Origin of the sequence: Solibacillus sp. NPDC093137, assembly GCF_050280445.1 — a bacterium.
Classification (GTDB): Bacteria; Bacillota; Bacilli; order Bacillales_A; family Planococcaceae; genus Solibacillus; species Solibacillus isronensis_B.
The window spans coordinates 51711-71401 of record NZ_JBNNVH010000005.1 but is presented as its reverse complement, the minus strand read 5'-3'; the positions used below and the strand labels follow the sequence as shown (position 1 = coordinate 71401).

Genomic DNA, 19691 nt, shown 5'->3' with positions numbered 1-19691 from the left:
ATACTGCTGTCTGTTTTAGAAAAGCAACAATAGTACCCAGGATATTCTCTTCAATAATACGCATTAAATAGAAAAAAGTTCCTACTATATTATATAGTAAGAACTCGTAAAAATAACAGGTTAAGTAAAATTAAATAGCTGCACTTACTTTATTTTTAAAATCTTCATATACGTAGATCCACAGCTTTGAATCATTTACATATTGTCCGCGCATATTTTCGTATACCGCTTTTTGTGCTTCTTCAAATGACGGATCTTCTTTATCCGGTAAAGTCGAACGTAAATCAGTTACAAGCTGCTGTAATTGTGGTGCACGTGGTCCCCATGTAGTAATTACTTCCCCGGCTTCATTTAAAATTAAATACATTGGAATAGCTCGTCCGCCATTTGTTAAATAACGGTCGATCAAATCTGTATCCGCATCACGTAAGGCCGTACGAATTTCCACACCTGCCGCTTCTGCTACTTTACGGATGATTGGATTGTTAATCATCGCATCACCGCACCAGTCTTCCGTAATCGCTAAAATATGGACATTAGCATTTTTCAGCTTTTCAATAAAAGCTGTATCTTCCGGAAGTTCAAAGCTCTCATAAATCGCAAAGCTTTGTTCTTTCAGTTGAGACATTGCATCCATATATTCCTTCATTGATTTGCTCTCTTCAAAATATTGTTGTTCTGTTTTCATATATATACCACCTTTCATTTCTCTCTTCTATTTTGCACGTTTTAAAGAAAAAAAGAAAGCTTTATGTGTCAAAATTGTTACACAATAATACAATTCAAAATTTTCAAAACAAATTGCATAAGATAGCAGATTTTTGTTATTTTCGAGAATATTAAAGCAACTAATTCTTTTGCTCAAATAACGTTACATTATTGTAAAATAATTAAAAATATTCTTAATCGTCTTACTTATTAGTATCTATAAAAAATTTTTAATATAGTATATATTTCTTATAAATATTCTGATATATTAAAATAACGCATCAAAAAATTATCAGAAAATTTAATTTACATGATTTTCTAGGAGGGGTTATTTATGAAACGCAATAAAAAGGTCGCATTGACTGCTACAGCACTTTCATTATCTGCATTACTTGCAGCTTGTGGTGGTGGAGAAGAAACAAAATCTACATCATCTGGAGATGGTGAAAAAGAATTAGATTTACTAATCACTTCGGAGCCGCCTTCATTACATCCACAATTGGCTTCAGATACAACTTCTGGTGCAATTTTAGAAAGCACATTCGAAGGGTTAACAACAATGGTTGATGGCGAGCCAGTTCTTGCTGCTGCTGAAGATTATAAACTATCTGATGATCTTTTAACTTACACTTTCACTTTACGTGACGCAAAATGGTCAAATGGTGAAAAAGTAACTGCTGAAGATTTTGCATACGCTTGGAAATGGGCATTAAACCCGGAAAATGCGTCTGAATATTCTACAATCCTTTATCCTATTAAAGGAGCAGAGGCATACAACAACGGTAAGGGTACTGCTGAAGATGTTGCAATTAACGTAATCGATGAAAAAACATTAGAAGTAACGTTAAACGCTCCAACTCCATATTTCTTGGAATTAACAGCATTCAAAACGTTCTATCCAATTCATAAAGCAACAGCTGAAGCGGATCCAAAATGGTACACAGAAGCAGATACATATGTATCGAACGGTGCATTCAACTTAACTACTTGGAACCATTCAGGCGATATCGTTTTAGAGAAAAGCGATACTTACTGGGATACTAAAAATGTAGATATCGATACAGTAAACATTGCAATGGTTGAGTCTGAAACAACTCAAATGACAATGTTTGACGCTGGCGAAGTTGATTTCCTAGGAGCTCCTTACGGGACAATCTCTCTTGATGCAATCGACCGCTTAAAATCAGAAGATAAATTAAACGTTTCTGATATGTCATCTATTTACTGGTACAAGTTCAATACAGAAGATCCAGTAATGCAAAACGAAAACATTCGTAAAGCATTAGCATTGGCAATCGACCGTGAAGGCTTAATCAGTAATGTAGTAAAAGGTGAACAAGAACCTGCATTAGGTATCGTGCCAAACTCTGTAGAAGGCTTCGGCGATGATGAAGGATACTTCAAAGATGCTGATTTCGAAGAAGCGAAGAAATATTTAGAGGCTGGTCTGAAAGAATTAGGCTTAGCTAGCGCTAAAGATTTAGAAGTAAAAGTTTCATACAACACTTCTGAAGCTCACTCTGCAATCGCACAATTCATTCAACAAGGATGGTCATCGAATTTAGGTATTACTGTTAAACTTGATAACTCTGAGTGGCAAGTATACTTAGATAAAATCGGTAATGGCGATTACCAAATTGGTCGACTTGGTTGGGGCGCTGACTACAACGATGCGTATACATTCCTAGAAATGTATAACTCTGCTGAAAACGGCAATAACCAAACTGGCTGGTCGAACGAAGAGTACACTGCATTATTAAATGAGTCAATTACTGAAACAGATCCGGCAAAACGTACGGAAAAATTATTGGCTGCTGAAGCAGTAATTATGGAAGAAATGCCAGTAGCACCAATTTACTACAACACTAACTTAAACGTTGTATCTGATGAAGTAGAAAATATGGCTCCAGATGCTTTAGGTAACATTAACCTTAAATACGTTAAAGTGAAGTAATTTTAACTAGTTAGTATTTACCCCTACGATGGTCGATATAATCTCAAAAAATCATCGTAAATAGGGAGTGCCTCGAAATTATATTTCGGGCACTCCCTTTCACAGTTTTATCGAATTTTCAAAATAGTATAAAAAGGAGGTACGGACATTGCTTAACTTTATTATTAAACGATTACTCTATATCGTACTTGCAATGTACTTAATTATTACAGCAACGTTCTTCTTAATGCAGCTTGCTCCCGGTAGCCCGTTTACAAGCGAACGTGAATTGCCACCTGCTATCGAAGAACAGTTAAACGCGAAATACGGGTTGGATAATCCTTGGTATATCCAATATAAAGACTATTTAGTAGACACGATGACCTTTGATTTTGGGGAGTCAATGAAATACAAAGGCCGTTCCACAAATGACATTATCGCAGAAAGCTTCCCTGTATCCCTTGCTTTAGGTCTTCAGGCGATGGTTTTAGCTATTGGTCTTGGTGTTTTACTCGGTGTTGTTTCTGCACTGTATCATAATCGCTTCGGAGATTATGCCGCGACAATCTTTGCAATTTTAGGGATTTCAGTTCCCTCATTCATTTTAGCCGGACTATTACAGTATTACTTGGCATTTGAAGCTGGCTGGTTCCCGGTAAGTGGCTGGAAAGGATTCGCCTATACGATTTTACCTTCGTTGGCAATCGCTGTTACCCATGCCGGATTTATCGCCAAACTTACTCGTTCTAGTATGTTGGAGCAAAACAATAGTGAGTATGTAAAGCTTGCTCGTGCAAAAGGTCTAGGAAAATGGACAATCGTGTTCAAGCACTCTTTACGTAATGCATTATTGCCGGTTGTAACGTATTTAGGCCCACTATTTGCCGGTGTTATTACAGGTTCGTTCGTTATTGAACAGATTTTTGCGGTGCCAGGACTTGGTCGCCATTTCGTAACAAGTATTACAAACCGTGACTATACGGTAATTATGGGTACGACTGTGTTCTATTCATTAATTTTATTACTGGCTGTATTAATCGTAGACATTTTATACAGTGTCATCGATCCACGTATTAAATTGAAAGGAGCGAAAAAATAATGGCTCAAAACGAACAGCAAATACCAAAAGTATCAGCTGACATGTTCGATGTTGTCGGTCGTTCAGAAAATACAGATGCCCTTTCTAAAAAGCAAGTATCTTATTGGAAAGAAGTATTTTATCGCTTCTCTCATAACAAGTTAGCTGTAATCGGGTTAATCCTTCTTATTATAATTGCAGGATTTGCAATTTTTGCGCCGATGTTCTCTTCTTATACATATGAACAGAATGTTGGATTATACAATACGGCTCCTTCTGCAACACATTGGTTCGGTACGGATGACCTTGCGCGTGATATTTTCGTCCGTGCATGGGAAGGTGCCCGAATTTCATTATTCATCGGTATTACTGCCGCTGTAATTGACTTAATTATCGGTGTTTTGTGGGGAAGTATTGCAGGTTTGGCAGGTGGTCGTGTCGATAATATTATGATGCGTATCGCAGATGTATTGACTGCAATCCCTTATTTATTAGTAGTAATTATATTATTGGTAATCATGGAACCTGGTTTAATTCCTATGATTATCGCCCTTTCCATTACAGGTTGGGTAAACATGGCGCGAATTGTACGAAGTGAAGTACTGAAAATTAAAAATCAGGAGTACGTACTTGCTGCTCGTACATTAGGCGCAAATCAATGGCACATCATTAAACGTCACTTAATCCCAAATGCAATGGGTGCTATTTTAGTAACAATGACAATGACTATTCCAAGTGCAATTTTCACAGAGAGTTTCTTAAGCTACTTAGGTTTAGGAGTTCAGGCTCCTTTAGCCAGCTGGGGTACAATGGCCTCTGAAGGTTTCAAAGCACTTCAATCTGCACCATGGCGATTATTGTTCCCTGCAGCTTTAATCTCGATTACAATTTTCGCATTTAACGCAGTTGGAGACGGCTTACGTGACGCACTTGATCCGAAATTACGTAAATAAGGAGAGTGTACGCAATGAAGAAAAAAGTATTAGAAGTAAACGACTTACGTATTAATTTCAAAACGTACGCTGGTGTCGTACAAGCCGTACGCGGAGTAAGCTTTGAATTATACGAAGGCGAAACATTAGCAATCGTTGGTGAATCCGGTTCAGGAAAATCAGTAACGAGTAACGCATTGATGAAGTTAATTCCACAACCACCTGGTATTTATGCCGGTGGTGAAATCAACTTCAATGGTCGCAATATTATCCCTTTATCGGAAAAAGAAATGATGCAAGTTCGCGGAAATGATATTTCAATGATTTTCCAAGATCCCATGACTGCATTAAACCCAACAATGCGTATCGGGACGCAAATTACCGAAGTGCTTTTAAAGCATAATAAAGTTAAAAATAAGGATGAAGCAAAAAAACGTGCGGTTGAGTTACTTGATCAAGTAGGTATCCCTTTCCCTGAAAAACGTTATAAGTCTTACCCTCATGAACTATCAGGCGGAATGCGTCAACGTGTTGTCATCGCCATCGCACTTGCAGCCGATCCGAAGCTTTTAATTGCCGACGAGCCAACAACAGCGCTTGATGTAACAATTCAGGCCCAAATTTTAGAGCTGATGAAAGAACTTCAAAAGAAATCAAATACGTCAATTATTTTCATTACACATGATTTAGGTGTTGTAGCAAATGTTGCGGACCGTGTTGCGGTAATGTATGCAGGTCAAATCGTTGAGTATGGTAGTGTGGAAGATATTTTCTACAATCCGCAGCACCCGTATACTTGGGGACTGCTTGGCTCTATGCCGGACTTAAACAACTCTACTGATGAGTTGTTAATGGCGATTCCGGGTTCACCGCCAAACTTGATCGATCCACCTAAAGGCGATGCATTTGCCCCTCGTAATGAGTTTGCAATGAAAATCGATTTTGAAATGGAACCGCCAATGTTTAAAGTATCGGATACACACTACGCAAAAACTTGGCTACTGCATCCTGATGCACCAAAAATGCCTGTTCCTGATGCGGTAGCACGCCGTATTAAAGGCTATCAACAGGAGGGCATGTAATTATGGCAAATAAAATATTAGAAGTACAAGGCTTAAAACAATATTTTGGCACTGCTAAACAGCCGATTAAAGCGATCGATGGCATCTCCTTTGATGTGTATGAAGGCGAAACATTAGGTTTAGTCGGGGAGTCAGGCTGCGGTAAATCTACAACTGGTCGCTCTATTATCCGCCTTTACGATATTACAGAAGGTCAAATTACCTTTAAAGGCAAAAACATATCAGAAATGAAGTCTCGAAAAGAATTGATGCAATTCAACCGTGAAATGCAAATGATTTTCCAGGACCCTTATGCGAGTTTAAATCCTCGTATGACGGCCGGCGAATTAATTGCAGAAGGCTTTGATATCCATGGCCTGTATAAAAATAAAAAAGAACGCCAAGCTCGTATTGGTGAGTTGCTGGAAGCAGTTGGACTGACACGTGAGCATGCTAACCGTTATGCCCATGAGTTTTCTGGTGGTCAGCGTCAACGTATCGGTATTGCCCGTGCGCTTAGTTTAGACCCAAGCTTCATTATTGCAGATGAGCCGATTTCTGCGCTTGATGTTTCTATCCAAGCACAGGTAGTAAACTTACTGAAGCAACTACAAAAAGAACGTGGGCTAACTTATTTATTCATCGCCCATGATTTATCGATGGTAAAGTATATATCAGACCGAATTGCGGTTATGTATCGCGGAAAAATATTAGAACTTGGAAGTGCGGATGAGATTTACAATAACCCAATCCATCCTTATACGAAGTCTCTATTATCTGCAGTTCCTCAGCCAGATCCGGCTTATGAACGCAACCGTACACGTATCCCGTACAAACATGTTGAACATGATCCGGCTGCTAAAGTAATCGAAGCCCGCCCTGGCCATTTCGTCTTTGGCACAGATGTACAAGTAAAAGACTGGGCTAAATAAAAGAACAAAATAAGAACTCCTTCACGAGGCAATGTGAAGGAGTTCTTTCTATATTATATAAGGAAATTTCCAATGACTATTACTTAATAATTAAAATGCTTCTGATGTTGTTTTCGCTTGCATATGCAATGTTAAATAATCTGGTCCGCCTGCTTTAGAGTCAGTACCTGACATATTGAAGCCGCCAAATGGTTGGTAACCAACGATTGCACCTGTACAGCCGCGGTTGAAATAAAGGTTTCCAACATGGAACTCTTCGCGAGCATACTCTAAGTTCATACGGTCATTTGTAATAACAGCACCTGTTAAGCCGTATTCCGTGTTGTTTGCAATATCAATCGCTTCTTCAAATGAATCTGCTTTTGTAATCGCTACAACTGGACCGAAGATTTCTTCTTTCATAATACGCGCTTCTGGATCTACGTCGGCAAATACTGTCGGGTGTACGAAGTAACCAACAGAATCATCTGCAGTACCACCAGCAACTAGACGGCCTTCTGTTTTACCAATTTCAATATACTCACTGATTTTTTTGAATGCTGCTGAATCGATTACTGTTGCCATAAAGTTGTTATTGTCTGAAGGGTCACCGATTGTTAATGATTTCGTTAACTCTTCCACACGGTTTACAACTTGATCATATACATCTTTTACAATTACTACACGTGAACATGCTGAACACTTTTGTCCTGAGAAACCGAACGCTGATTTTACAATGGACTGTGCAGCTAACTCTAAATCTGCATCCTTATCAACAACGATTGTATCTTTACCACCCATTTCAGCGATGACACGTTTAATCCAAATTTGACCTGGGCTTAATTTTGATGCGCGTTCGTTAATACGTAAACCGACATCACGAGAACCTGTAAAGCTGATGAAGCGTGTTTTCGGGTGGTCTACTAAGTAGTCCCCTACTTCCGCTCCACTACCAGGAACGAAGTTTACTACGCCCTTTGGTAAACCTGCTTCTTCAAGCACTTCAATAAATTTATAAGCGACAACCGGTGTTGTTGATGCTGGTTTTAATAATACTGTGTTACCAGTAACAACAGCTGCTACAGTTGTACCTGCCATAATTGCGAACGGGAAGTTCCAAGGAGAAATAACAATCCCAATCCCTAGTGGAATATAATCATAACGGTTGTATTCATTTGGACGACTTTCTACTTTACGTCCATCTTTCATTTCCAGCATTTGACGGCCGTAATATTCTAAAAAGTCGATTGCTTCTGCAGTATCTGCATCCGCTTCATTCCATGGCTTACCTGCTTCTTTCGTTAACCATGCAGAAAACTCATGCTTGCGGCGGCGGATAATTGTCGCTGCTTTAAATAATACGTCTGCACGGATTTCAGGTTTAACTTTTTTCCATGATTTGAAGGCTTTATCTGCTTCTTGCATCGCTTTTTCAGCCAAGTCTTTTGAAGCTTTTGAAACAGACCCAATCACTTCTGTTTTCTTTGCCGGGTTATATGATACAATTTTTTCTTCTGTCGTAATACGTTCGCCACCGATAATTAGAGGATAGTCGGCACCAAGCTGTGATTCTACTTTTTTAAGCGCTTCCAAATAAGCTTGCTTGTTTTCTTCTACCGAGAAATCTGTAAATGGTTCATGTTTATAGTTAATCATTTATCATTACCTCCGATATTAAGTGCAATATATTTTTGCATCATATTATGTTACTTAATTTGAATTATGCAATATAATAATGCTTAAATCAATTATTTTTTCTAAATTACGCAAATTATCTCATTTTGACATTCCCATGCTAAAATAAAATGGAGGGGGTTACACCGTATGAATCAACTAGATGACTCTAGTGTTTTTGAATTTATGATTGAAAAAATAGAAACCGGTCTTTGCGCTATTGACGAAAATGGACGAGTCATCGTTTACAACAAAAAAATGCGCGAACTTACTGGTGAATCACTTGAACAAATAACACAGCGCTTTTTATCACAGTCACTTGACTTTAACTTGGAGCAAAATATGCTGCAAAAAGTTTTAGCTTCGGGTCAAAGTTTTAAACATATTAAGCAAACGTTCTGGAATGCCCGTGGTGAAGAAGTCACAATGATGAATGACTATTATCCATATACCCTTAATGACGGTACGAAAATCGCTATTCAATTTTCCCGCGATATTACACAGCAGGAGTTTTTAATGGACCGTCCTTTAAGTCGTTACGGAGCTCCATTAACTTTTGATATTATTACCGCTGTCTCAAAATCGATGAAGCAAGTAATCCAGCAAGCTAAAATTGCCGCGCTAGGCCGAATTCCGGTCATGCTTGTCGGTGAATCAGGGACAGGGAAAGATATGATTGCAGAAGGTATTCATCATGAGTTGGCAGAAAAAAACGAACGCTTTATTACACTTATTTGCCGCCGCAATGAAGAAACATTGCTCGCTCAAATCGAAAAATATATTGCCGAGGAAAAAAACTATACGTTTTTTGCCGAGCGGATTGAGTTTTTATCAGATGAAGCACAAAACCGTATCGTGGAGCTTCTAGAGAAACATTCCGAACGTAACCATGTATTTATTGCAAGTATTGGTGAAGATCCGATTGACCTAATCCAGAAAGGTCATCTCTCCAAAAATCTGTATTACTTATTTTCTAACTTGACAATTCAAGTACCGGCATTACGTGAGCGCCGTGAAGACATTAAGCCTTTCGTGGACGATTATTTCGCTCGCCGACGCATTGCATACGGCAGCCCGGTTAAAGGTCTATCACCTGAAATCGAGGAAATATTTCTGAACTATGAATGGCCAGGAAACTTAAAAGAACTAGAAGTGTTACTGGATGATATTAGTGCATTACTTACAACAGAAGAATATGTGGAACTTATACATATCCCAGCATATTTCAAGTGGAAGCTCCAGCAAGCCGAGCCAACTACCTCCGAGCAGCAAAAATTATTTGACTTCTCCGGACAAACATTGCAGCCTCTTGATGAATATATGCGTAAAGTTGAGGATTATTATATTTCACACGCCTTACAGCTGAATGATGGAAATATTTCACAAACAGCTAAAGCACTAGGCATCCACCGCCAAGGTTTACAATATCGCTTAAAACGCAAGTGAAACTGGAAATATATTCTATTAATTACCATTTAACAGATCCGCTCTATGTGGGTCTGTTTTTCATTTTACAAAGTGCAATATTATAATGCATGTCATATAAATGATGTTTTTTAGAGCATGTAAACGTTTTAATAAAGTATTTCAGCAAAATTTTTTTACAGCAAAAACCGTTGCTATTTCTCGCTTTTCCTTCTAGCAAACACTAAACTTTTCAAAATTTGTTTCCTTTTTTGAATTTTTTGTTTTATACTCACGTCAATAACAATAAAATACTTTTTTAATCGCAGGGGGATTGATTAAAATGTCATTAAAAGATTTTTTTATCGCACTTTCAGAGAATCAAACATTAAATTCTGCAGCCCAAAAATACGGATTTAAGCTAGGGGCGCAAAGTGTCGTTGCAGGTACAAATATTGATGAAGTTATAGAAAGCATCAAGCATTTAAATGCACAGGGTATTTCTTGTACTGTCGATAATCTAGGGGAATTTGTGTTTGAGAAGTCAGCTGCACTTGCTGCAAAAGAGCAAATTTTGGCAGTAATCGAACGCATTCACAGTGAAAACCTTGATGCACATATTTCTTTAAAACCATCTCAGTTGGGGTTGGATATTGATTTCGAGTTTAGCTATGAAAATCTAAGAGAGATCGTTGCATTGGCAAATGAATATCAGATTTTTGTTAATTTTGATATGGAGAACTATGCTCGTTTACACCCTTCATTTGAGTTATTGGAGAAGATTCATGCTGAATACGATAATGTTGGTACAGTAATTCAAGCGTACTTTTTCGAGTCAGATGAAAATGTCGAACGTTTTAAAGATTACCGTTTACGCCTTGTAAAAGGTGCTTACAAAGAAGACGAATCTGTCGCTTATCAAAATAAAGCCGATATTGACCGCAAGTTTATCGAGCAAATTGAATACCATTTACTACATGGCAAATTCACTTCAATTGCAACACATGACCACAATGTAATTAATCATGTAAAACAATTTGTCGAAAAGCATAATATTCCGAATGATAAATTTGAGTTCCAAATGCTTTATGGTTTCCGTAAAGAAATGCAGTTGAGCCTTGCAAAAGAAGGATACAACTTCTGTACGTATGTACCATTTGGTAATGATTGGTATGGCTACTTTATGCGTCGTTTAGCTGAACGCCCGCAAAACCTGACTCTTGTCACAAAACAAGTATTTACGAAAAAAACAAATACAATTTTAGCTGTTGCAGCAGGTGCATTTTTAGCCGGACGTATGTCTAAAAAGTATAGATAAGTACAGATGCGCCATATTTTATTGCGTTGACGACCATCTATCGAAGCATGTTAAACTAGTCAAAAATTATTAATAAAGGAGTTGTCTTTATGTCGGATTATAGCTATCAGTTGTTGGCCATTATTATTTACATGATTGTGATGCTCGGTATCGGTTGGTATGCCTTTCGAAAAACTAGCAACCTGACAGACTATATGTTAGGCGGGCGCGGTCTCGGTGCAGCTGTAACAGCATTAAGTGCCGGTGCAGCGGATATGTCGGGCTGGCTGTTAATGGGACTTCCAGGTGCAATCTATTTATCAGGACTTGTGGAAGCTTGGATTGCAATCGGTTTAACAATCGGTGCTTACTTAAACTGGTTACTTGTAGCACCTCGTTTACGTGTTTATACACAAGTAACAAAGGATTCCATTACAATTCCAAGTTATTTGGATAACCGTTTGCGTGATAACACTAAACTATTACGTATCGCATCCGGAATTATCATTTTAGTATTCTTTACATTCTATGTATCTTCCGGAATGGTATCCGGCGGTAAGTTTTTCGAAAGCTCATTCGGAATGGATTATCATACAGGCCTTTTATTCGTATCTGCAGTAGTTGTCGCTTACACTTTATTTGGCGGATTCCTGGCTGTTAGTTATACGGATGTTATTCAAGGACTTATTATGCTTATTACATTAATTGCTGTCCCTGTTTTCGGAATTTTCCTAACAGGCGGTATTGGGGAAACGGTCGATTCCATTAAAGCGGTAGATCCGGAAATGTTCAGCCTTCTTCCATCTACTGTGACAGCTGCGGCTATTATTTCTTCTCTTGCATGGGGGCTTGGCTACTTTGGTCAGCCACATATAATTGTGCGCTTTATGGCGATTTCATCTGTAAAAGAAACGAAAAGTGCACGCCGTATCGGTATTGGGTGGATGATTTTCAGTTTACTAGGTGCGCTTGCAACAGCTTTGGTCGGTGTAGCATACTTCCAACAGCAAGGTACGGAATTAAAAGATCCGGAAACGGTATTTATCGTACTAGGACAAATTTTATTCCATCCGTTCATCGCAGGAATTGTACTTGCAGCAATTTTGGCAGCAGTTATGAGTACCATTTCATCACAATTAATCGTAACTTCTTCAGCACTGATTGAAGACATTTATAAAGCTTTATTCAACAAAACTGCGACAGATAAACATTACGTATTTTTAGGTCGTGTCGCTGTACTATTCGTATCTATCATTGCCGCAATTGTTGCATGGAATCCTGAAAGCACAATTTTAGGACTGGTAGCATTCGCATGGGCAGGTTTCGGTGCAGCATTCGGTCCAATCATTTTACTTTCCCTGTTCTGGCGCAAGCTTACTAACTACGGAGCACTTGCCGGCATGGTTGCCGGTGCCGCAGTTGCATTTGTTTGGGGTCGTACGGAAAGTTTAACAAGCATGCTTTATGAGATTGTACCTGGCTTTATCGCGTGTTTAGTCGTTGCAGTCGTAGTAAGTATGTTAACGTATAAACCAAATGCGGAAATCGAAGAAGAGTTCAATGAAACTCAGCGTATTTTAAAAGAAGAGCAATAGTAACAATAAAAACGGTATGATCTTTTATAAGATATACCGTTTTTTCAATATCCAGAAAAACTTTTGATGGAGGTTATTTTATGCAACTTGCACAACTATTCCCTTCCCTTAAGCAACATAGTACATACCCGACAGCCCATAATTCTGCAACTACAATTTTTTATGATTCGCCTAATGCATGCTGGTATGAAATCGCCAAAAGTGAAATAACCGAACGAGATGCTCTATTGTTAAAGCATTTTTATCATGAATGTAGTGAGCAAACGGATCCGTGGTTACTATTATTGACACAAGGAGTTGTACCAAAGCCAGCTACTTACTCTTCTATTCGAATTTTACAATATCATATTAATAATGATGCCGCGCAATTAAAATACGCTATCGAACTTTTCTTTATGCATGATGCTTATCTTCTTGAAGTTTCTCCTACTACTTTCTGGATTATTTTGTTTAAAAATTATTCACGGGAGGAACTGGAAGGCTTTATTGCTATACTGGAAAATGATTTTTATTTGCATGGACAACTTTTCATAGGTCAAATGCTGCCAGTTTCCGAGATGCTTCACCAATCTTTCTCATCAGAACAAAAAATGTTTCAGACTATTTTAGAACGGCAACATCAAACGATCTATACATTTTCTGAATGCTTCCTAACTATACTGCCGTTACATTTAAATCTGCCGTTACAACAATATTTGCAGCATACGCTGTTCAATAATTTAAATGATGAAATGATTACTACCATTACAACGCTATTTTCCCATAATGGAAACATGTCCTCAGCCGCAAAAGAATTACATATACACCGCAACACGTTGTTGTATCGAACACAACGTTATTTTGAAGAAACATCATTGGACTTAAAGCGCAGTGACGATCTGCTAATAGCTTATTTAGCAGCTCAATTGAATAAACTGACAAAATATCCCTGAAAATTTTAAGCACATTGCACAAAGGCATTCCCCTCTTAATCTTTTATAATATGAAAAAAGGGGGATTGTTTTTTATGTTAGATTTTGATCATCTTGTAAAACGTTATCCCGATGGCTATGTAGCTGTTGAAAATTTTCATTTAAAGGTTGAACCTGGTGAATTCCTTGTACTTGTTGGTCCTTCAGGCTGCGGGAAATCTACGACATTGCGTATGGTGGCAGGACTTGAAACGATTTCCGAAGGGGAACTACGCATCGAGGGTAAACGAGTGAATGAAGTTGAACCAAAAGACCGTGATATTGCAATGGTGTTCCAAAACTACGCTCTTTATCCGCATATGAATGTATATGATAATATGGCTTTTGGCTTGAAGCTGCGTAAATTCTCCAAAGATCAAATTGATAAAAAAGTACGTGACGCTGCAGCAATTTTAGGGTTATCGGAATTATTGGACAAGAAGCCAAAATCCCTATCCGGTGGTCAGCGCCAACGTGTTGCATTAGGACGCGCCATTGTTCGTGACGCGAAACTGTTTTTAATGGACGAACCATTATCGAACTTGGATGCAAAACTTCGTGTACAAATGCGCTCTGAAATTACAAAGCTCCATTACCGTTTAAATACGACGACTATATATGTTACACACGACCAGACGGAAGCGATGACAATGGCTTCACGTATTGTTGTAATGAAAGATGGAATCATTCAGCAAATCGGAACGCCTCGTGAAGTATATGATACACCTGAGAATGTATTTGTTGGCGGGTTTATTGGTTCACCAGCTATGAACTTCCTTCGCGGGAATGTCGTAGGGGAATATTTTGAAATTGCCAGCGAAAAAGTTCGCATTCCCGAAGAAAAATTAAAAGTATTAAAAGAACAAAATTATACGGACCGGGAAATTATTTTAGGTATCCGTCCTGAAGATATACATGACGGCAATAAACAAGACTCGAGCAGTGTTGTTAAAACTAAAGTGCAAGTAAGCGAATTAACCGGTGCAGAAATGATTGTTTATGCATCAATTGATGACCAGCAATTTGTAGGCAAAATACACGCAGATGCAGATGTAGCTATGGGCCAGGAGCTTTCCCTTAACTTCAACTTAGCTAAGGCACACTTTTTTGATCCGGCAACTGAAATGCGGATTCGCTGATTAGTAAATAATTAGAAAAAGCAGTCAGAGAAAATTCTGACTGCTTCTTTTTATATTTTATAGCAACGCTGCACCTATCAGTCCGGCATTGCCTTTATTTAAGCTTGCTTGCACTCTGCCTTTTTTATGTTCAAAGAATGGCAGGCTGAAATACTGATCAACTAAACGGGAAATTTCACCCACAATTAGCGGATGATGATTCATAACTCCTCCGCCTAGTACAACAACATGCGGATCTACTAATAGGATGAAACTATGAATTTTCTGAGCGATTTCTTGCTGCCATTCATGGATGAGCGGCACAATACGTTCATCATTTTCATAGTAGCGGTCAAAAAATTGCTGTAATGTCCATTCTTCATTTGTATGCTGCTGTAACTTCTTTAATAAACCAGGTCCAGCACATACTTCTTCAAAATAGGCCCCTACGCTTGTTAACGAAAAACCGATTTCTCCTGGAATTCCGGCACCTCTTAAAAACTTTCCTTCATGAATGATACAGCAGGCAATTCCTGTACTGATCGTGACATAAATGAATGTCTCTTTTTCAAAATGACGGATTTTATATTCTCCATTTGCTGCTGTCATCATATCTGTTTCCATAAAAACTTGAGCTTTCGGAAATGCCATTTCAAGTCTTTGGACGAGCGGAAAATTACGCCATGGCAAGTTTTGCTGAAATACAACAAGCCCTTGTTTTAAATCTAATATTCCCGGTAAACCGACCGCAACTTTTATAACGTCCCCCCCATCTTCATCTTCCAGAAGCTTATGAAAACCAGAAATAATGGCCTCAAATAATGATTCAGATTGCTGGGGACTCTTTGCTTCCATTTGCTTTATTATTTTTTCAGGCTGTTCTTGCTTCGATAAAGCAAGTGCTAATTTTGTCCCTCCGATATCAGCACTTAAAATCCACATTTAGTCCACCTGCTTCACAAAAATTCCGTAGTCTTTCCAAATCGTATAGCCAAGCTTTTCATAAAAGGCGATTAAATCTGTCCAATCAATAAAGAACGTCTCTTTACCACGTTGCTGCAAATAATATTCTGCTGCTTCAATAACCGCACGTCCTAATCCATATTTTCTATAATCTTCATTTACCCCTAGTGGACCAATGCCACCTAATCGGTCAAACTGCTCTGCCCAATTATAGTTCGGCCCCGTCCAGGCACTATGTTCGTCATTTATACGACAGAAGCCAACAATCTTACCTTCCCATTTTACAACGACATAATCTCTTCCTGTACCTCCGTGAGCAAAATAGTCATGTGCTTCAAAAGTCCAACGTCCGGGAAAAGACTTGCTCATAAAATCAATGAGTTGCTGTTGTTCCTCTTTTTCCAATAGAACAAATTGAACATTGTTTTTTTCAGGCAATGACAATCGCTCTGTTATCGTTTTCGTAAAGTCTACACTATCGACAACTCTCTTAAAGCCAAACTTTTCGGCGAATGCAACACCTTCCCGCTGACCAAGTGGGACTCCGCATAATAAGTGGCCTAAATCTCCGCCAAACTGGATTTTCTTTATTCCGTTATTGTGAAGGGCCTGTTCTGCATATTGATAAAGTTCTATCGCAATTTTTTGCTGACGGTAATCCGGGTGTACGAGCAGCATTTGAATCCAGCCATGCTCCTTATTTAAAGAAACGCCGTGTGTTTCATGCCAAACTTTTGCAATGACAACACCGACAGTTTTCCCGTCTATTTCCTTTATCGCACTTCCTTCATCTAAAACATAAGATGATTGCCAAGTATTTTGTTCAAGCAAGCGATCCGACAACTTAAAGTCAGGCAAACAAATATTCCATAAGTCTACTATGTTCTTGTGAGATTCCTTTGTTACTGGCTTTAGCATCCTATTTCCCCCCAAATGTTTCTTCCATTCGACGTAACGGATCATCAAAAAAGTTTTCATCCCATTCAACAACTTGCCCTTGTTCTATTAACTGTTGTTTTACTTGTTCATATGAAATGTCCTGAACTGGTTTCCCTTCCTGCAGTGCAATTGCCGCTACAGTACCTGCCCCTTGCCCGAGCATCATAAATACCGGTTCCATCCGAATTGAACCATAAGCAATATGAGAAGCACTTAGGCACACAGGAACAATTAAGTTTGTACAATGCTCCTTCTTCGGTAAAAGCGAACGCAAATCGATCATAAATGGTTTTACCGGTACTTGGATATCACCTTCATTCATTACTCGCCCATTGACGACGATCCGACGGCAATTATGTGAATCCATATGAAAAGATGCGATTGCAATAGGTTGTTCGCAAATTACTCGTTTTAGTGCATTGTGTTCTGTCATAACATACTCGCCTACCATTCGCCTTGCTTCTCTTATATACAGCTGGCGCGGCCAATTGCCTGTATCGGTAAACTCATCTGCCGCCAATCCCCATTGTCCCACTTCTTCACGAATAACAAGCGGCACTTCTTCATCATTGGCTAAAAAGTACAGTAGCCCTGCAACATATGTTACATGCTGCTGATACATTTTTTCTCTTAATTCATAATCCCCATCTGGGAAAGCATAATTCATTCCGATAAAATCCGTAGAAAATGCCCCATGGTTATTTAAATCGGTTTTTCCATTCATCAATGGGGTATGTAACTTCATCGCGTCCCAATGCCCTGCCTTTATATAGCGTAACAGCAGTGCATAATTATTACGCTCATATCCATTCGGTTTTGGGAACGGCACTTTTTTTTCCTTTGTTAAACACATCCGGAAATTATAAGCTTGAATTCGATGATCACCTTCACCATTTTGCTCTTTCACAACCTCATCCGAAATTCCATACAATAGTCCGCTTGCCGGATTGCCTTCTTCTATATACGGATCGATAAAACTTTCAAACTTGTGATGTTGTGCACCAAATTGAACTCCATTATAAATTTCCTTATAAACTGTGCTTGCTTCTCTTCCTACAATATATTCAACCCCTGCATGTGCCAGCAGATCACCTTCATAGCTGGCATCAATAAATTGCTTTGCTTCATAGGTTGTACTGTCTGTCATAACGATTTGCTGAATTTGCCGGTCTTCAAGAAGAACCGATTCAATAAATTGCTCCGTCTGGATATCAATCTCATGTTCTTCTAACCATGTTTTAAATATACGTTCTGCTACATGCGGCTCGAAACGTACACATTTTTCGATACGATAGTGGTGCGCAATCTCGTCATAAAATTGCTTCGCTAAACCACCAAGCGCCTGTTCAGCACCTAAGTCCGTTGCCCCTAACCCACTTGTCGTCATCCCGCCGACAAAGCGGCTGCATTCAGCAATACGAACATCATGTCCCTTCTTTTTAAGGGTAATTGCTGCTGTAATGCCTGCAGGTGTCGCACCGTATATTAATACATCCTGCTTATAATGCTGTTGTCTCTTTTCTTTTTTACAGTAATAAAAAACCGGTTCCCACATTTATAAAGCCTCCCAACGTGATTTCGTAGCCTGAACGACTCCCTGTAATGACTCCACATATTGTTGAAGCGGTTCCTCTACTTGCTCCTGTTGCAGCAACTGTTCCATTTTATTTAATAACTCCAGTACTTCAAGTTTCATTTCCGGGTTTTTGGCCTCTACAACACGGCTTGGGAAAAATACGGCGTTATACTGACTGTTTTGAGCAAAAATGTGTTCAATTTCTTCTGCAAGCTGCTGCATGGCCGGTGACAGTAAATACGAAACAGTTTCTACATCTTCCCAAAGCGACCTTGCAAATACGACATTATTTAATTGCTGGTACTGCTGATAATCGTATTGCTCCATATGTGGCTGAGCCTTTGCGAGTTTATGAAGTGGCACGACTAAATTGACCATTCCATCACAGCCTGTTTTTTTATAATTCTCTATATCTGTCGTTATTCGTTTAAATAATAGCGGGAAAAGTTCACTTAGCATGAAGTGGTCACTGTAATATTCAAAAACTGTAATCTGTTTGTCAGTTGCACTGCGCCAATCCATCAGGCTATCCCATGCACGCTCATCACGTTCTGATTCATAACTGTGTGCATAATTACGTCCCCAATATGCATATAAAACATTGGCTGTACTTACCTGCTGTTCTTTGCGCTCAAGCATTTCCCAACTTAGACCGGCATTATAGACGATATGCTCTACTTCAACTTGTAAACCTGCTCCAGTTAATGCTTGCTGTAGCTTTTCGGTGAAAGCCATATATTGAGTTAAAAAGAGCTTTGCTTCTTCACCTTTTGCTCCCACATCTTCCGGCCAGAGTGAAATCCGTCGAATAACGGGTTCTGCTTCACAGTAAGATACGATTACTTCGATGACTGATTGCTGAGCTTTTTCATCCTGTAAAAAGTCATGATTTTTTAGCGCATTGGCCGCTGTAAATTCTGTTTCCTCTCCAACTAAGTCATTTACCGCCCCATCAGCAGCAGCCTTTCCGGAAACGCTAACTCCTTTTGCCTTTGCCAATAAATAACGTAAACTGTGCCCGCCTAACGTGACATCAATCCCACGCTTTTTTATTTCCGGCAATAGCGCCTCCTTTACTTCATCCCATAGGAAAAATGTAAAGAACACTTCATTTAGTCCGTTTTTCGTACCAACATCTAGCATCCTCTTTAAAAAAGGGATGTCATCGATTGTTTCAAATACATTTCCTCTACGACTGAATTTCGGTTTTCCTTCATAGGTACTTGTCAGCCCTTGAATACCAATTTTTTTCTCATTCTCCAACTCCAAAAATACAAGCCCTTCTACCTTTTCAATCAGTTTATACACCCCGTACAACAAGGAACGACTTGTATTCCCGCGAATCACATAGTTATTTTCAGTGTAATTAATTACATATTCATCACCATTTCCCAATGGATTCAACTGTTCAAAAATGACTTGTTTATCCCCCGTATAAAAGCGTTCTAGTTCTTCAAATGCAAATTGTTCAATTTCATTTTTATAACTTTTTAGTTTGTTCATCTGCATCATTCCCTTTCGTTAATTGCTCCGGTTTAACGAAAAGGATACC

At 38.8% G+C, this 19691-nt stretch carries 16 protein-coding genes; 10 read left to right on the top strand and 6 right to left on the bottom strand.

Translation table 11 applies throughout. From position 1 onward, the window contains the following. Positions 1-130: 130 nt before the first annotated feature. Entirely contained in the window at positions 131-688 is a 558-nt protein-coding gene (locus ACQKN3_RS15615; RefSeq protein ID WP_427713077.1) for a thioredoxin family protein, read from the bottom strand. A 354-nt stretch (positions 689-1042) separates the two neighbouring features. On the opposite strand from ACQKN3_RS15615, the gene ACQKN3_RS15610 reads away from it, so the two are divergent. The 5 genes from ACQKN3_RS15610 (at position 1043) to ACQKN3_RS15590 (ending at position 6644) form a co-directional block, all read left to right on the top strand. Continuing rightward, a complete protein-coding gene (locus tag ACQKN3_RS15610) occupies positions 1043-2662 on the top strand; it encodes a peptide ABC transporter substrate-binding protein (RefSeq protein ID WP_251690769.1) in 1620 nt (539 codons plus the stop codon). 148 nt (positions 2663-2810) lie between these two features. Then, complete coding sequence (locus ACQKN3_RS15605) at positions 2811-3740, top strand: ABC transporter permease (protein WP_008405519.1); 930 nt, start codon at positions 2811-2813, stop codon at positions 3738-3740. Continuing rightward, positions 3740-4672 carry an ABC transporter permease gene (locus ACQKN3_RS15600; protein ID WP_285848940.1) on the top strand — a complete coding sequence of 311 codons (933 nt, stop codon included), beginning with the start codon at positions 3740-3742 and terminating at the stop codon, positions 4670-4672. Before ACQKN3_RS15605 ends, ACQKN3_RS15600 begins: the two co-directional genes overlap by 1 nt. Before the next feature lie 14 nt (positions 4673-4686). Beyond that, entirely contained in the window at positions 4687-5733 is a 1047-nt protein-coding gene (locus ACQKN3_RS15595; RefSeq protein WP_427713074.1) for an ABC transporter ATP-binding protein, read from the top strand. A gap of 2 nt (positions 5734-5735) precedes the next feature. Continuing rightward, complete coding sequence (locus tag ACQKN3_RS15590) at positions 5736-6644, top strand: ABC transporter ATP-binding protein (protein ID WP_251690771.1); 909 nt, start codon at positions 5736-5738, stop codon at positions 6642-6644. A gap of 90 nt (positions 6645-6734) precedes the next feature. On the opposite strand, the gene pruA is transcribed toward ACQKN3_RS15590, so the two are convergent. Then, positions 6735-8279 carry an L-glutamate gamma-semialdehyde dehydrogenase gene (gene pruA / locus ACQKN3_RS15585; protein WP_008405509.1) on the bottom strand — a complete coding sequence of 515 codons (1545 nt, stop codon included), beginning with the start codon at positions 8277-8279 and terminating at the stop codon, positions 6735-6737. Positions 8280-8447: 168 nt separating this feature from the next. On the opposite strand from pruA, the gene ACQKN3_RS15580 reads away from it, so the two are divergent. From ACQKN3_RS15580 to ACQKN3_RS15560, 5 genes are all read left to right on the top strand, one after another. Further along, positions 8448-9743 carry a sigma 54-interacting transcriptional regulator gene (locus tag ACQKN3_RS15580; protein WP_251690772.1) on the top strand — a complete coding sequence of 432 codons (1296 nt, stop codon included), beginning with the start codon at positions 8448-8450 and terminating at the stop codon, positions 9741-9743. 301 nt (positions 9744-10044) lie between these two features. Beyond that, a complete protein-coding gene (locus ACQKN3_RS15575) occupies positions 10045-11019 on the top strand; it encodes a proline dehydrogenase family protein (RefSeq protein ID WP_251690773.1) in 975 nt (324 codons plus the stop codon). An 89-nt stretch (positions 11020-11108) separates the two neighbouring features. Next, positions 11109-12593, top strand: coding sequence for a sodium/proline symporter PutP (gene putP / locus ACQKN3_RS15570; protein WP_251690774.1), 1485 nt, complete (start codon positions 11109-11111; stop codon positions 12591-12593). 80 nt (positions 12594-12673) lie between these two features. Then, positions 12674-13525: a PucR family transcriptional regulator gene (locus tag ACQKN3_RS15565; protein ID WP_427713068.1), complete on the top strand. Its 852-nt coding sequence runs from the start codon at positions 12674-12676 to the stop codon at positions 13523-13525. 74 nt (positions 13526-13599) lie between these two features. Further along, positions 13600-14682 (top strand): ABC transporter ATP-binding protein, encoded by a 1083-nt coding sequence (locus ACQKN3_RS15560; RefSeq protein WP_251690776.1) that lies wholly within the window; start codon positions 13600-13602, stop codon positions 14680-14682. Positions 14683-14739: 57 nt separating this feature from the next. Here the strand turns inward: ACQKN3_RS15560 and ACQKN3_RS15555 are convergent, their stop codons facing one another. Genes ACQKN3_RS15555 through ACQKN3_RS15540 form a run of 4 tightly spaced genes read right to left on the bottom strand, consistent with a single transcriptional unit; the run spans position 14740 to position 19642 of the window. Further along, on the bottom strand, positions 14740-15603 hold the full coding sequence (locus ACQKN3_RS15555; protein ID WP_427713066.1) for an ROK family protein: 864 nt from the start codon (positions 15601-15603) through the stop codon (positions 14740-14742). After that, positions 15604-16542: a GNAT family N-acetyltransferase gene (locus ACQKN3_RS15550; protein ID WP_427713063.1), complete on the bottom strand. Its 939-nt coding sequence runs from the start codon at positions 16540-16542 to the stop codon at positions 15604-15606. A gap of 1 nt (position 16543) precedes the next feature. Then, the gene (locus ACQKN3_RS15545; RefSeq protein ID WP_427713060.1) at positions 16544-18118 is read right to left on the bottom strand and encodes an FAD-dependent oxidoreductase; all 1575 of its coding nucleotides are present in this window, start codon (positions 18116-18118) and stop codon (positions 16544-16546) included. Continuing rightward, the gene (locus tag ACQKN3_RS15540) at positions 18119-19642 is read right to left on the bottom strand and encodes a hypothetical protein (RefSeq protein ID WP_427713058.1); all 1524 of its coding nucleotides are present in this window, start codon (positions 19640-19642) and stop codon (positions 18119-18121) included. Positions 19643-19691 lie beyond the last annotated feature (49 nt).